This is a genomic window from Staphylococcus capitis subsp. capitis (assembly GCF_040739495.1).
GTDB lineage: Bacteria > Bacillota > Bacilli > Staphylococcales > Staphylococcaceae > Staphylococcus > Staphylococcus capitis.
On record NZ_CP145263.1, the window covers coordinates 593,260 to 608,076 of the forward strand.

The 14,817-nt window shown below is 32.9% G+C and carries 15 protein-coding genes and 1 pseudogene; 7 read left to right on the forward strand and 9 right to left on the reverse strand.

Annotation, left to right across the window (positions count from 1 at the left end; translation table 11 throughout):
* Window positions 1-212: 212 nt before the first annotated feature.
* A pseudogene (locus V6C74_RS02855) lies at window positions 213-1,810 on the forward strand (alpha-glucoside-specific PTS transporter subunit IIBC).
* A 104-nt stretch (window positions 1,811-1,914) separates the two neighbouring features.
* On the opposite strand, the gene V6C74_RS02860 reads toward V6C74_RS02855, so the two are convergent.
* Entirely contained in the window at window positions 1,915-2,445 is a 531-nt protein-coding gene (locus tag V6C74_RS02860; RefSeq protein WP_002432504.1) for a hypothetical protein, read from the reverse strand.
* Between the two features lie 280 nt (window positions 2,446-2,725).
* Between V6C74_RS02860 and V6C74_RS02865 the strand changes: the two genes are divergently transcribed.
* Window positions 2,726-3,364: an HAD family phosphatase gene (locus tag V6C74_RS02865; protein ID WP_002453842.1), complete on the forward strand. Its 639-nt coding sequence runs from the start codon at window positions 2,726-2,728 to the stop codon at window positions 3,362-3,364.
* Between the two features lie 11 nt (window positions 3,365-3,375).
* Window positions 3,376-3,564: a hypothetical protein gene (locus V6C74_RS02870; RefSeq protein ID WP_002453841.1), complete on the forward strand. Its 189-nt coding sequence runs from the start codon at window positions 3,376-3,378 to the stop codon at window positions 3,562-3,564.
* Between the two features lie 131 nt (window positions 3,565-3,695).
* Here V6C74_RS02870 and V6C74_RS02875 read toward each other — a convergent pair whose 3' ends face one another.
* Window positions 3,696-3,881: a hypothetical protein gene (locus V6C74_RS02875; protein WP_002432292.1), complete on the reverse strand. Its 186-nt coding sequence runs from the start codon at window positions 3,879-3,881 to the stop codon at window positions 3,696-3,698.
* A gap of 2 nt (window positions 3,882-3,883) precedes the next feature.
* Window positions 3,884-4,237 carry a hypothetical protein gene (locus tag V6C74_RS02880; protein ID WP_002453840.1) on the reverse strand — a complete coding sequence of 118 codons (354 nt, stop codon included), beginning with the start codon at window positions 4,235-4,237 and terminating at the stop codon, window positions 3,884-3,886.
* 276 nt (window positions 4,238-4,513) lie between these two features.
* On the opposite strand from V6C74_RS02880, the gene V6C74_RS02885 reads away from it, so the two are divergent.
* Entirely contained in the window at window positions 4,514-5,932 is a 1,419-nt protein-coding gene (locus tag V6C74_RS02885; protein ID WP_002453839.1) for an amino acid permease, read from the forward strand.
* A gap of 90 nt (window positions 5,933-6,022) precedes the next feature.
* Here V6C74_RS02885 and V6C74_RS02890 read toward each other — a convergent pair whose 3' ends face one another.
* The 5 genes from V6C74_RS02890 to V6C74_RS02910 form a co-directional block, all read right to left on the reverse strand.
* Entirely contained in the window at window positions 6,023-6,895 is an 873-nt protein-coding gene (locus V6C74_RS02890; protein ID WP_016898622.1) for a MurR/RpiR family transcriptional regulator, read from the reverse strand.
* A 1-nt stretch (window position 6,896) separates the two neighbouring features.
* Window positions 6,897-8,339 (reverse strand): PTS transporter subunit EIIC, encoded by a 1,443-nt coding sequence (locus V6C74_RS02895; protein ID WP_016898623.1) that lies wholly within the window; start codon window positions 8,337-8,339, stop codon window positions 6,897-6,899.
* A 12-nt stretch (window positions 8,340-8,351) separates the two neighbouring features.
* Entirely contained in the window at window positions 8,352-9,239 is an 888-nt protein-coding gene (murQ, locus tag V6C74_RS02900; RefSeq protein ID WP_002453836.1) for an N-acetylmuramic acid 6-phosphate etherase, read from the reverse strand.
* Window positions 9,211-10,287 carry a MupG family TIM beta-alpha barrel fold protein gene (locus tag V6C74_RS02905; protein WP_016898624.1) on the reverse strand — a complete coding sequence of 359 codons (1,077 nt, stop codon included), beginning with the start codon at window positions 10,285-10,287 and terminating at the stop codon, window positions 9,211-9,213. The genes murQ and V6C74_RS02905 overlap by 29 nt, the downstream gene beginning before the upstream one ends.
* A gap of 191 nt (window positions 10,288-10,478) precedes the next feature.
* Entirely contained in the window at window positions 10,479-10,817 is a 339-nt protein-coding gene (locus tag V6C74_RS02910) for a hypothetical protein (RefSeq protein WP_002453833.1), read from the reverse strand.
* 51 nt (window positions 10,818-10,868) lie between these two features.
* Here V6C74_RS02910 and V6C74_RS02915 point away from each other — a divergent pair, with 51 nt between their 5' ends.
* A complete protein-coding gene (locus V6C74_RS02915) occupies window positions 10,869-11,615 on the forward strand; it encodes a type II CAAX endopeptidase family protein (RefSeq protein ID WP_002432316.1) in 747 nt (248 codons plus the stop codon).
* A gap of 23 nt (window positions 11,616-11,638) precedes the next feature.
* Here V6C74_RS02915 and V6C74_RS02920 read toward each other — a convergent pair whose 3' ends face one another.
* Window positions 11,639-12,337, reverse strand: a complete 699-nt coding sequence (locus tag V6C74_RS02920) for a YafY family protein (protein WP_002432593.1) — start codon at window positions 12,335-12,337, stop codon at window positions 11,639-11,641.
* Between the two features lie 466 nt (window positions 12,338-12,803).
* Here V6C74_RS02920 and V6C74_RS02925 point away from each other — a divergent pair, with 466 nt between their 5' ends.
* Window positions 12,804-13,592 carry an inositol monophosphatase family protein gene (locus V6C74_RS02925; RefSeq protein ID WP_002453831.1) on the forward strand — a complete coding sequence of 263 codons (789 nt, stop codon included), beginning with the start codon at window positions 12,804-12,806 and terminating at the stop codon, window positions 13,590-13,592.
* 236 nt (window positions 13,593-13,828) lie between these two features.
* Window positions 13,829-14,779, forward strand: a complete 951-nt coding sequence (locus tag V6C74_RS02930; protein WP_002432962.1) for an LCP family protein — start codon at window positions 13,829-13,831, stop codon at window positions 14,777-14,779.
* Window positions 14,780-14,817: the final 38 nt, after the last annotated feature.

Consider the following 14,817-nt stretch of genomic DNA (forward strand, 5'->3'; position numbering starts at 1 on the left):
TTAAGCACCTCATTATTTTGCATGAAAAAATTTCCGTTCAATGAAAATATAATCTGATTATACAAAATAGTTTCAAAATGCGTCAACGTCGTTGTTATTATGTAAGCGTTTACTATATATTGAAATTAACTTATTTAGAGATACTAACACTTACTAACAAACATATAAGTAAATGATAGTGTGAAATAAATTGGGATGTGGAGGTTTTAATTATGAATGCTATCAAACGATTCGGTAGTGCGATGATCGTGCCAGTGTTGATGTTTGCTTTCTTTGGTATCGTACTTGGGTTTGCGACACTTTTCAAAAATCCAACAATCATGGGCGGTTTAGCAGATCAGCATACATTCTGGTTCAAATTCTGGTCAGTGATAGAGTCAGGCGGATGGGTCATCTTTAATCACATGGAAATCGTCTTTGTTGTGGGTTTACCTCTATCTCTAGCTAAAAAAGCACCAGGGCATGCAGCATTAGCCGCGTTGATGGGTTATTTAATGTTTAACACATTTATTAACGCGATTCTAACGCAATGGCCTCATACCTTTGGTGCTAACTTAAAAAAAGGCGTAGAAAACGTCACTGGATTAAAAGCTATAGCAGGGATAGAAACGTTAGATACAAATATTTTAGGGGCTATTATTATTTCAGGGATTATTACATGGATACATAATCGATACTATAGTAAAAGATTGCCAGAAATGTTAGGGGTTTTCCAAGGCCTCACATTTGTAGTTACCATTTCATTCTTTGTAATGTTACCTATTGCAGCAATAACATGTGTGGTTTGGCCAACAATTCAACATGGTATTGCATCAATTCAGCATTTTATCATTGCTTCTGGATACGTTGGCGTGTGGTTATACCATTTCTTAGAACGCGTATTAATCCCTACAGGATTACATCACTTTATATACGCGCCAATTGAGGTAGGACCTGTGGTAGTAAATCACGGTTTAAAAGCAGAATGGTTACAGCATTTGAATCAATTTGCTGAAAGTAGTAAACCTTTAAAAGAACAATTCCATTATGGATTTATGTTACAAGGCAATGGTAAAGTATTTGGATGTTTAGGAATTGCGCTTGCAATGTACTCGACAACACCGAAAGAAAATCGTAAGAAAGTGGCAGCACTACTCATACCTGCAACGCTAACAGCGGTTGTTGCTGGTATTACAGAACCTCTTGAATTTACATTCTTATTTATTGCACCATATTTATTTGTGATCCATGCTATCTTGGCAGCTACAATGGATACTTTAATGTATGCTTTTGGTGTTGTAGGTAATATGGGAGGCGGTGTGCTAGATTTCTTAGCTACAAACTGGATCCCGTTAGGTAAAGATCACTGGATGACATATGTTGCTCAAGTAGTGATTGGTTTTATATTTGTGGGAATCTACTTCTTCCTATTTAGATTTTTAATTCTTAAATTTGATATACCACTTCCAGGTCGAAAAAAGGAACAGAAGAAGTAAAACTATTTTCTAAACAAGATTATAAAGATAAGAAAGGTGGCACTGCTTCATCAGAACAACCAAAATCAACTGTGAATGAATATGATGACAAAGCAGCTTACTATTTAAAAGGCCTAGGTGGTAAAGAAAATATTAAAGACGTAACAAATTGTACAACTCGCCTACGTTTAACAGTGAATGATGAAAGTAAAGTTCAAGATAGTAGTTATTTTACACATAATCAAATGGCTCACGGTTTAGTGAAAAGTGGTAAAAGTGTGCAAGTTGTAGTCGGTATGTCTGTATCTCAAGTACGAGAAGCGTTTGAACATTTAGTTTACGAGGAAGAAAGGTAATTAAATATCACAATAAGCGTCTCAAGGAGAAAGAATTATATCTTCTTGAGATGTTTTATTGTCAAAAAAAACCAGTGCTATTAACAACACTGGTCTTTAAATTATTATGAAATTCTAGCTTTATGAAGCATTTTGGCACGATAGCTTGCTGATAAAATATCTATATTACGTGTTGCAATTGTATGTAGTAATTGAGCGAATATCTCTGGAGAACATACGACACTTGCACAATTGTTATTCAATGTATAGTTTACATCGTGATGGTTAGCAAACATATTCATGATATCAATTACCTTGTCTTTAATGAAAGCATCTTGTAAACCATCGATAGCTAAATCAAAACGTTTGGCTGATTGATAGAGATGTTCTGAATCAAGAAGTTCATCGAAATGCTTAGGAGACAAAATTTGGTAAATAGAATAATTGTGGAAGCTCAAAAAGCTTATTAAATATGGTAACTGTTGCTTAGGTAAACTGACCTCAAGTGCAAACATGTTATTTTGTTTGAAAATCGAAAATTGAAATGACTCACAAAATTTTATTTCTTTACATAAATGAGTTAATTTTTTTCGCGTTGAGCGAGATTTCAAACCTGCAATATTGATAATGTAGGTTTCAAATTTATCAATCAACATGTTATGACCTCCCGTGAATTTGGCATATAACTGAAGCATACGATGTTCGTTTAAATAGATTGTACCACTCTTTTTTTTATATAATCACTAAGACTTTTGAACGAAGTTAAAAACTTATTATTTTGTAATCTTTTTTTTACAAAATATATAAAATGGTTTTAAGATTTAGTAAAAAAAATACGCAAGTGCTTTAATAATGCTTATGACTATCTCGTCACGATAGTCATTTTTTTATGTTAATATGGGAAATAAATAGCTACATTTACAAGGAGAAAAATGAATGTACAGAGCAGTTATCTTTGATTTCGATGGAACAATTATCGATACAGAACGTCATTTATTTGAGACAATAAATAAACATCTCAAATTACATAAAGCTGAACCTATTTCAGTAGATTTTTATAGAGAATCTATCGGAGGGACAGCTACAGATTTACATCAACATCTCGAGCAGGCCATAGGCGCAGATAATAAAGAAAAAATATATCAAGAACATTATCAAACTAGTGGTGATTTGCCAATTATCAGTACAATCAAAGAGTTAATGGATTATCTTAAACAGCGTCATATACCTATGGCAATTGCAACTAGTAGCTATCGAGAAGATATATATCCAACATTTAAAAAGTTGGGTTTAGATAACTATATTGATGTCATTATTGGTAGAGAAGACGTTGATAACGTTAAACCAGATCCAGAACCTTATTTAATGGCTGTTCAAAACCTTAATTATAATCCAACAAATTGTTTAGCAATTGAGGATTCGTTGAATGGTACTACAGCTGCTATGATGGCAGGATTAGATGTTGTCGTTAACACGAATTTGATGACAGCAGAACAAAATTTTTCAACTATTAATTACGTCGGAAAAGATATGTCGATTGAAGATATTGTGACATCTTTATTTGAGAAGAAATAGGAGGTATAAGCGTGGGTTACATTATACTTTTCTTTATAGCTGGTCCAATTATTTTAGCAATAGGGAATCTGGTTCTTGGTCCTATTTTTAATAAACGTACACCATTTCATGTTCAAGTTAGATCATTCATAATTGGATCTATTGTTTATCTTTTACTTGCAACCATAGGATATTTTCTTTTATTGCAAGGAAAGCTTTAAAAGAATTATAAATTTTTTAGCAAATGATAATTTAACACTGTAACGAAATCTTTTCTTAGTGGGATCTTAAATTAAAAAAGTCTATAAATGAATTTGGATAACTAAATTCATTTATAGACTTTTATTTTGTATTAACTATTCATTTTTAAAATTAATGTTATAGCGATGAGTACGATTAAAATTAAATCTATACCTACCATAATTGTGTATCGTGTAGGTTTCTGACCTTGATTTTTAGCTAATTTCATTGCTTGATAATTTGGTATCAAACTAATTACTAATAGTATGATAATGACTACACCTATAATTATTGTCATGATTACTTACCTCCATGATTTCCTCTTGTTATAAGCTCCCATATAACGCCTGCTATGATTCCAATAATTAAACCACTAATGATTCCTATTTGAGGTGTGAAGAACAAAGCTCCAACTAATATACAAATTATAAGTGCTATTGGAATGGTTGTGCCATAAATCATTTTTCGTTCTGGAGAACTTAGAATGGTAAAGGCAACTAAATAAAGAATGAAGAAGGCTACCGTAGCAAGAAGTGTTCGACCTACGACAGACATGATATCAGGTTGTTTCATAGTAAAATAATTAAGTAGGAAAAATATAATCATAAATATTAATGTAACTTTAATTGAACGATTAATGAGTGCCTTATTCATATCCGAACTCCTTAAACTATTTAGAAAAAGTATATCATACTCCGTAATTCATTTAGAAAGAAAGCATATTATGTAATAAAAATGCAAATAGCTTTAATTTTCAGAAAAATATTCAAAATAGGTGTTTTCAAAAATTAAAAAGCTTGCTATGATACATGTGTAAGCGATTTCGTTAAATTGTAAAAATTTTGTTTCAATTTCGTCAATTTGTAGTATAATTACGGAAATAAGATTATCATTAAAAAAATAATCTAGATTTAGAGATGGGGTAAAGTTATGGAAAACAATGAATTACAAAGGGGACTAAGTGCACGTCAGATGCAAATGATTGCACTTGGGGGAACAATTGGTGTCGGTCTGTTTATGGGGGCAACAAGTACAATCAAATGGACTGGCCCATCAGTTATTTTTGCATACTTAATCGCTGGTATATTTTTATTCCTAATTATGAGAGCAATGGGGGAAATGACTTATCTTAATCCTACAACTGGATCATTCGCAACATTTGCAAGTGATTACATACACCCAGCAGCGGGTTATATGACGGCTTGGAGTAATATATTCCAATGGGTTGTAGTAGGGATGAGTGAAGTTATCGCAGTTGGTGAATATATGAACTATTGGTTCCCAAATTTACCTAACTGGATACCTGGTATCGTAGCAGTGGCATTATTAATGGGAGCAAACCTTGTTTCAGTTAAAGCCTTTGGTGAATTTGAATTTTGGTTTGCATTAATCAAAGTTATTACAATTATTTTAATGATTATCGCAGGTTTTGGCTTAATCTTATTCGGAATTGGTAATGGTGGTCATGCAATAGGGATTTCAAATCTATGGTCTCATGGTGGATTTATGCCACATGGAATCGTTGGTTTCTTCTTCGCACTGTCAATAGTTATTGGATCTTATCAAGGGGTTGAACTCATTGGTATTTCTGCTGGAGAAACTAAAGATCCTCAAAAGAATATTGTTAAAGCAGTGAATGGAGTTATTTGGAGAATATTAATCTTCTATCTTGGTGCAATTTTTGTTATCGTTTCTGTTTATCCTTGGGACAAATTAGGTGACATAGGAAGTCCTTTCGTTGCGACATTTGCTAAAGTAGGGATTACTTTCGCAGCTGGTTTAATAAACTTTGTTGTATTAACAGCTGCTATGTCAGGTTGTAACTCAGGTATATTTAGTGCTAGCCGTATGATTTATACATTATCTAAGCAAGGACAAATGCCTAAGATTTTCTCGAAAGTATTAAAAAATGGTGTTCCGTTCTACACAGTACTTGCAGTATCAATCGGTATCTTAATCGGTGCATTACTAAACGTCATTCTCCCTTTATTTATTAAAGGTGCAGCAAGTATTTTCGTTTATGTTTATAGTGCATCTATATTACCAGGAATGATTCCTTGGTTTATGATTTTATTCAGTCATTTACGCTTTAGAAAGTTACATCCTGAAGAAGTTAAAAATCATCCGTTCAAAATGCCAGGAGGCGCATTTGCTAACTATCTTACAATAGCATTCTTAATTTTAGTCTTAATCGGTATGCTATTTAATAAAGAAACAGTTGTTTCTGTAGTTATTGGTATTGTGTTCCTAGCAGTTGTGACACTTTATTATTTCGTTCGTTATAATAAAAAGGATCAACAAGCTAAAAAAGCAGCATTAACTCAGAAAAACCAAAAAGGCTTAGAATAATAGCAATATATAGTTAAACAAAAAAGCGATTCGTTCATACACTCTAATATAAAGAAATTTAGAGTATGACGAATCGCTTTTTCTATTTATTTAATGTTTAAATTCAATATTTGATAAATGTTTACGGTAATTATCCAAAGCCATTTTAGATTGTGTTATAAAATCTAAGGATGATTGATAATTTAGAGCAATGTAACGATAATAAAGTACATCTATTGTAAACATTTGTGCAAACAATGAAGTCGTTGCACCCATGCGCATTTCATTTTCATCAGTTTGGCCGTAAGACAAGACGATATCTGAACGATTGGCTACTGGATTATCATTCGTACTAGTAATAGTAACAACTGGTATATGATAGTCTGAAACAACTTTGGCTATTGAACGCATTTCACTTTGCATACCATTGTTTGTAATAAATACGACGCAGTCTTTAGCATTATGTGTTGCTAACATGGTCGTGAAGATATGTGTTTCTTGTACCAATTGTATATTTAAACCAATGCGAGATAATTTTTGATATAAATCTGTAGCCACTACAAATGAAGCACCATAACCATAGATGAAAATGGTTTCTGCACATTTAAATAAATCACAAATTCGATCTATCGTCTTATCGTCAATTTTTTCATTGGCGTTGTTAAGCGCACCTTTAGCACGAGAGTGCATTTTCTTTTTGAGAGAATCTGTATTCTCATTGTCTACAAGTTCAACATTGTATACAGATGCTTCTTTAGGCAGAAATTTAGATAAACCAATTTTAAGTTCGTGAAAGCCACCTTCAGTTATTTTCTTACTAAACCTTATTATAGAGGAGGGGCTGGTATCTAAAACTTCTGCTATATCTTGAGAATTCATATTAACTACCTTATGAGGTGAGTTGAGTATGAATTGAGCTATCTTTTTTTCATTTTTAGTTAGGTAGGGGTACTGGTTGTCAATTTCATTTAAAATGTTTGGCAATTTAATCACCCATTTGATCAGAATTTCTCATTTCTTTAGTCGTGCCAAAGAAATAAGTGAAAATGAAACCTCCAGCGTAAGCGGCAAGTAAACCTGCAATATAACCGAGGTACATATGATTATCTATTAACGGTAGAAGAGAAATACCACTAGGCCCTACAGCTGTAGCACCGATATGACTAATACCACCAACAACAGCGCCACCAATACCGCCGCCAATACAAGCTGTAAAGAATGGTCGACCTAATGGTAATGTGACTCCGTAGATTAAAGGTTCTCCAATACCTAAGAAACCAACAGGTAGAGCACCTTTTAAAGTATTACGTAATTTAGTATTTTTACGACATCTAACCCATAAAGCTAATGCGGCACCGACTTGTCCAGCACCAGACATAGCTGCAATAGGTAACAGATAAGTAGAACCCGTTTTATTAATTAATTCGATATGAATTGGTGTGAAAATATGATGCAATCCTAGCATGACTAGTGGTAAGAAGAAAGCATCAATGATGAAACCACTAAATATGCCTCCTACACCAATAATCCAGTTAATGACATGCACCAATCCATCAGATATAAAGCCAGCAACTGGCATTATAATAAACAATGTTAATAAACCAATAATTAATAATGAAATAGTTGGAGTTACAATAATATCGATAGCATTTGGGACTATTTTATGTAATCTTTTTTCAATTAAACTAAGCAACCATACTGCAAATATAACGCCAATAATTCCACCTTGACCAGCGACGAGGTGTTCACCAGTAAAGATATTTTTAATTGGGTTTTCGTCAGTTATACCAGTAAGTAATGTTGCACCACCAATTACACCACCTAATCCAGGCGTAGCGCCGAACACCTTCGCTGCATTGATTCCAGTGAAGATAGCTAAGTAGGCGAGCATCCCATCTTTAATGACACTCAGCACTGAAACAACTTGTTTAAGCCAATCTCCAGATAGAGTTCCAGCTGTTAATAAGTTATTCAATATCGCTGCAATACCACCTATTAACCCGGCACCTATAAATGCTGGGATTAAAGGTATGAAAATATTAGCAATGGACTTTAAAACTTTATTCCATTTACTTTGTTTGCGATGACTTTGAAAATTCTGTTTATTTTGTCGTGCTTGTTCTTCAGCTTGCGCTTTATAGCTTTTATTTTCAGTATGAGAAGTATCATCATCTAAAGGTGCGCCACTTGTTTCAGACATATAATTTGCAACTTTGTTAACAATGCCTGGTCCAACTACAACTTGGAGGCGTTCATCTTCAACAACACCTAAAACACCATCAATACTTTTCAATTCATTGTAATTAACTTTATCATAATCATGAATTTTAATTCGAACACGAGTCATACAATGAATAATATTATCAATATTATGATTACCACCAACGGCGTTAGTGATATCTTTAGCAAGACGTTCTTCTTTGTTCATGGAAACTCCCCCTTAAACGTTGATGGCTTGCTTGATCACTCCATTACTTTTATATAAACGCGTCTCAGCGTCTTCTTTAGTTGTATTACATAAATACATGACAACTGCTGTTTTAATATGATTTCCCGCTTCTTCATACAATGTTTGTGCATCTTGTTCATCTAAATCACATATATCTTGAATAATGGTGATTGAACGATTGACCAATTTTTTATTCGTAGGTCGTAAATCCACCATTAAGTTATCATATACTTTTCCGACCCCAATCATTGTCATTGTAGAAATCATATTTAATATGAGTTTTTGAGCAGTGCCAGATTTTAAACGAGTAGATCCTGTTAAAACTTCAGGTCCCACATTAACTTCTAAAATATGCTCTGCACAAGCACTAATTTCACTATTTGTATTACACGAAAGAGCAACAGTATCAGCATGAATATCGTTAGCATAAGTGAGGGCGCCTTTGACGTAAGGTGTGCGACCACTTGCAGATATTCCAATAACAATATCATTATCATTTAGCTGAATATCTTTTAAGTCTTGTGCGCCTTGCTCGCTATCATCCTCAGCCCCTTCTACTGCGACGGTCATCGCTTTTTGACCACCCGCAATAATACCAACGACCTCTTCAGGACGTGTATTAAAAGTTGGTACACATTCAGCAGCATCTAAAACGCCAAGACGTCCACTTGTACCAGCGCCTATATAGATTATTCTTCCTCCACGATTAAAACGTTGGATAGCACTAGTTATAACCTGTGATAACTGAGGAATCACTTGTTCAATGGCTTTGGGTACTTTTTGATCCTCACGATTTATTGTTAGTAGTGCATCTTGAATAGTCATTTCATCTAAATGCATCGTTTGTGTGTTACGAGTTTCTGTTGTTAAACGATTCATTGTCATTCTCCTTCGTATATGTAAATTTAAAAGTATCTCCAGGCTGAATCAGTGTTAATAATTGAAGATCTTCATCGCTCACTGTTGCAATATGGTTAATATGAGAATGTCCTTTGAGTGGTGTTTTAACGACTTGAATTTCACCTTCATATCGCCCATTTAGTTGGTTATCTACAGTGATATCCCCAATGTCTCTTTCAGTTATTCCTATAGGATTTATAGGAGTATCATTGTTAACACGTGAATATTGAGAACGTATGATATGCTCTGGTGCGTCAATGCGCGATGTATGTGTTCTTAAGACTCTCTCAGAAAATGATGGATCCAAGTCTTTAAGCTTGAGCGTAAAATGTCGACGATGCATCATATCAGACAATTGTTGAGCAATTAATAAATTGATTGCTGTGTCACCGATAATAACATGAGAGATATCTAGAGATTGTAATTCATGCGTAGCAACTAAAGGATGTGATGAACGATGTGACTCAACTGTTGGTAACCCTTTATGTAAAGGGCCTCTTAGCTCTGTTCCTGGTATAAAGGCATATATTTTTGCATGTTTATCGTAAGTTTTAATAAGTTGATTTTTATATTCAATGAAAGAATGTGAAAGACCTGTATCAGGTCGTGGATAATAATTGTGACAGTATAATAGTTGAGACTGATAATCTTGTTTGTAAATGCGCTTCAACATATCTTCTGTGATATTACTCGCATTAAGACAGCATTGGAAACCATGACTTTGAACTTCATGGATGAGTTCAACATCCAATTGATCATCAATACGTATAGAAAATGCCCCATGTGGCAATTGATTTAAATAACTGTAAAGCGTTGGATTAAGTAAAGAAGGATTAACATCAATGATATAAGTGATATTATATGATGAAAGAAGCTGACATAATTCCCCAAAATATGACAACTGATGTTGCTTGTTTTCTTCAGGGATTTGTAAAGATGTAAAGATCACATCATAACCCATAGAAGCCATGTTAAGAATATACTCTTTATCTAAAGCATTTCCTAAATAAACTGAGAAGCCAAGCACATCTAACACTCCTTTTAATTACTTAATCAGTACGATTATAACGCTATTATTAAACGTTTACAATTTGAGGTATTTTTTGAATAATATAATATTAAAATTTAAAGCACATGATGTTTTAAGTAATGTGAGATTTAAATAAGTGCAATGTATCGAAACGTTGATAAACGAAATTAAAGATAAATTTATAATAATTAGGAAGTCGAAGGTTTGATTTTTAAAAGTTGTTCATGTAATAAAAGTTGTTTGATATGAATATAAAAAAGCATGTCTCCTTGTTTGATTGGTATAAGAGGGTGTTCTGATAAATGAAGAATGACATAATAGTAAGATGTTAATTCTGGTGTGGTACTTAATATTGATTTATGCGATTCTATCCAAATTTTTTCAACTTCTACTTCTTGATTAAATACGTTCAAAGTTTCTTCAAATTTGTTATGATGATTGAGTACATAATATTTAGCATTTTCAGTCAGAGAGAGCAATTTTATAATTCGTTGTTCAATGTGTCGTGTGATTTCTAAATAATTCATAATTCCTCCAATAAATTTTAAAAATGATTGAGTAATAGAAAGGAAACGTCTATGAGGCAGAAAGAAGTTAAGAAAAAATATAAATTTAGTGATATTGCGTGGAGAGATTTAAGTCTAATTGCAGTAGTATTGGTAGGACTTTTTCTATTTAGCGTTGCAGGTATGGCGCTAGGTGCGCTTTTTCTAAAACATATGTCACAGTTACAATTAGCGATGATTAGTACATTGGCGCAGTTAATGGCTTATGTTGTTGTGATATTTGTATTTTACTTTTTACACATCCATACATTTGGAGAGAGGTTTAAAAAAGGTTTACAATACTTGAAACGACGATGGTTCATTATTATTATCGCTTTTTTATTGGCGTATGGTTTGTCAAGTTTATATGAATGGTTAATGCAGTTTTTACCTAAGCATCTACAATATTCTGATACGCAAAATGAGATGGCTTTAGATCAATTGTTCAAAGTACATGCATTTATACCTTTCGCGTTTTTATTAATCGTGATTGTAGGACCTATCGTTGAAGAATTAGTGTTTAGACACATACTAATAGGAGAGTTAGGAAAGAAGTTTAATTTTATTGTAATGGGGATTATATCAGCTGTATTATTTACTTACATACATGTAACTGATGCGAAATCACCGTTTGAATTCGGAGCATACTTTATTTTAGCCATTGCTTTAGTCTCTGTGTATTTAATTTCAAAGAGAAATTTGGCAGCATCGATTAGCTTGCATATGTTAAATAATCTAGTGTCATTTATTTATACTCTATGGTCAATATTTTATAATTAGTTTAAAAACCCAGCTGATTCACATTAACTGTTTATGTCAGCTGGGTTTAAAAATTGCTGATAGTTATCTATTGAGATATCTTGAGTTTTAATAGTTTTTTCGAATGAGTAAGAAATATCGTGTATGTCCATGATTGATAATTCACGTGTATGACCACGACCTATATCAAAGATCACTGCATGCCACTGACCATCTTTACACAATAAACCTATAAAAATAACATTTTCAGCGTGCGCTTTTCCTTCTTCAATATAATCAACAAGCATGACATTTCGTTCTGTACAGTATATTAATATATCTGAAAATAGTTGTGGTAATGAGTAATTATTACTATCTTCAAATTTAATATAATAATCCATCTTTTTTAATAACTTGCGTAATCGCGTTTGGGGTAAACCTAAACATTGTTTAATAATGGCTTGAATTTCTGTTTGATAAGGGAGAGTAGAATAAGACTGACTTTCATTAAGTGTAAGAAACAACGCTGACAGTTGATTTTCTGTTAAAGATAAAGAAATTTTTGATTGAGCATCTTTAATTTGATAACCACCGAGTTTACCGTGTTGTGCGTACACTTTTACACCTTGTTCTTCTAAATCATCAATATCCCTTAAAATAGTACGTTTCGAAACTTTAAATAGTTTTGCAAGTTGTGAAGCGGTCATTTTATCTGAATTTTGTATAGACTGAATGATTTGATTTTGGCGTTCTAATTTATTCAATGAAAGTCACCTCCATAAACATTACATATTACATTTATTATAACATATAAGCGACAATGATGACATTTTCTTATTTTTGGTCGGTACAAAAGTGTAAAATTTCTTATTTTTCTTTTAGAAAACGCTTACAATATAAAAATCATTATGTTACTATAATATTTGTAACAGGGGGAGCGATTAGACAAAGGGGTAGAGCTATATAACAGATAGCTGTGTAATCGTTCGAGTTACATCAAAACATCTTCAATATTTATTACTTACTTTCCTTTCTATTTGTCGGCTAGCTCGTGACTAGCCGATTTTTTCTTTTTTAAAAACTTATTAATTATTATTCCAAAATCTTGATGACTTCGTATAAAATAAATATAAGTAAATAGAGAGATTTCGATAATTAAAGTTTACTTATAATATATAACTGATTTATTAATTCTACATAAATTTATTTTATTTGGTGGTGAAACATAGGATGACAGAAAGTTTAAAGCAGATTGATCGTTTAATTTGTGATTGGTTAAAAATTGTTGATGATATTTTACCGCGTCTTATTCAAGAGATGCATACAGATACCAAAAAGGATCGTTTTGATTTAGTTACTAACGTAGACAAACAGATTCAAGACCATTTTCAAACATTCTTGTCAAATCAATTACCTGGGCATCTACTATTAGCTGAAGAAAAAAATAATGATGATATTGATCCTTATCATGGACATGTTTGGATTATGGATCCTATTGATGGAACGGCTAACCTTGTAAAGCAACAAGAAGATTATTGTATTATACTAGGATACTTTGTGGATGGAGAGCCAAAACTATCTTATATCTACGATTATCCTCATAATAAATTGTATAAAGCAATATCAGGTGAGGGAGCATATGAGAATGATTTACCGATGTTAAAGCCTGCAACATTAACCATTGAAGATGCAATATTGTCGTTTAACCCACATGTTTTAAATGATAGAACGATAAACGCACTTTTCCAAACTTCATTTAGTTATCGAATTATTGGTTCATGTGGTTTAGATTCAATTAGGGTCATTAAAGGTCAATTCGGCGCTCACATGAATACGAATCCTAAACCTTGGGATATAGCCGCTCAGTTTCTTTTTGCGCAAGAACTTAATTTGAAAATGACTAGCTTAGATGGTGGCAAAGTTGATTTTGGTAAGGGTGGCCCTTTTATAATTAGTAACCCTGGTTGTCATCAAGATGTACTGGATATTTTGAATAGCGGTAAGGGCTATCAAAAATAAGTACAATTATATTAATATAATTGTATAAGTGAATTGTTAATGTCGGAGCCTTAGAAAGAGTTTCTTTTTAAGGCTTTATTATTGTCCTCAATTATAATTATGTGAGTTAAAATTCACTTTTAAGTTATTCGGAATGTATAAATGAATAGGTCTACAGATGTATAGTAAATAATTTATTTTATAATATAATTATCTATGGAATATGAATATGAAATAAATGTAAAGGAGTGGTAGGAGTGAAACGTTCAGATAAAAGAAAAATGAGCCTGCCAACTAAAATTTTACTTTGGATAGTAGGAGTATTATTTTTACTCGCTGTTATTGCAGTAATATACATCTGTGCCAAGATATTTATTACAGGGGATAAGATACACAATCCTCTAAATAGAAGCCATTCAGAGTTACGCTCAGGAAAGGTTAATTTAAAAGAAGGCGACCCTTTCACAATTGCATTATTTGGTGTGGATTCAGATGCGGAGCGAAAACATCAAGGTGGTGGAGAGCGTAGCGATACCATTATGATTTTATCAATTAATCCTAAAGAGAAAAAAACAGAACTCGTTAGTATTCCTCGTGATACTCAAGCTCAAATTGTAGGACGAGGTACGACAGAAAAAATTGCTCATGCCTATGCTTACGGAGGACCCAATATGGCGGTAAATTCTTTAGAGAAATTAATGAATGTACCAATTGACCACTATGCAACAATTGATATGGATGGATTACACGATATGATTGATACTTTAGGTGGTGTGGATGTGGTAAGTAATGACACTTTCACAATTAGTGGTTTACATTTTGTTAAAGGTCAAAAAACACATGTTGATGGGGATGCTGCAATGAGATTTATACGTAGCCGCAAGGAAGAAGGTGCTGGTGGGGACTTTGGTAGACAAGAACGCCAACAACTTGTACTTGAAGCTATGGCTAATAAAATGACAAGTCCAACATCAATAACACATTTTAATTCATTAATGAGCGAAATACAGCAAAATGTTAAAACTGATTTATCATTAAGTGATCTGAATCTTGTCAGAAAAAATTATAAAGATGCTAACGATAACGTAAACCGTCATCAACTTGACGGAGAAGGTGGTATTCAAAGTGATGGTTTATATTACTTTGTCCCAAGTGATGCTTCTAAAAATAGCAACACGCAACTACTAAGAGATAATTTAGATTTATAAACTGTATTTGAGCACTGTGAGAACTATTCTCACAGTGT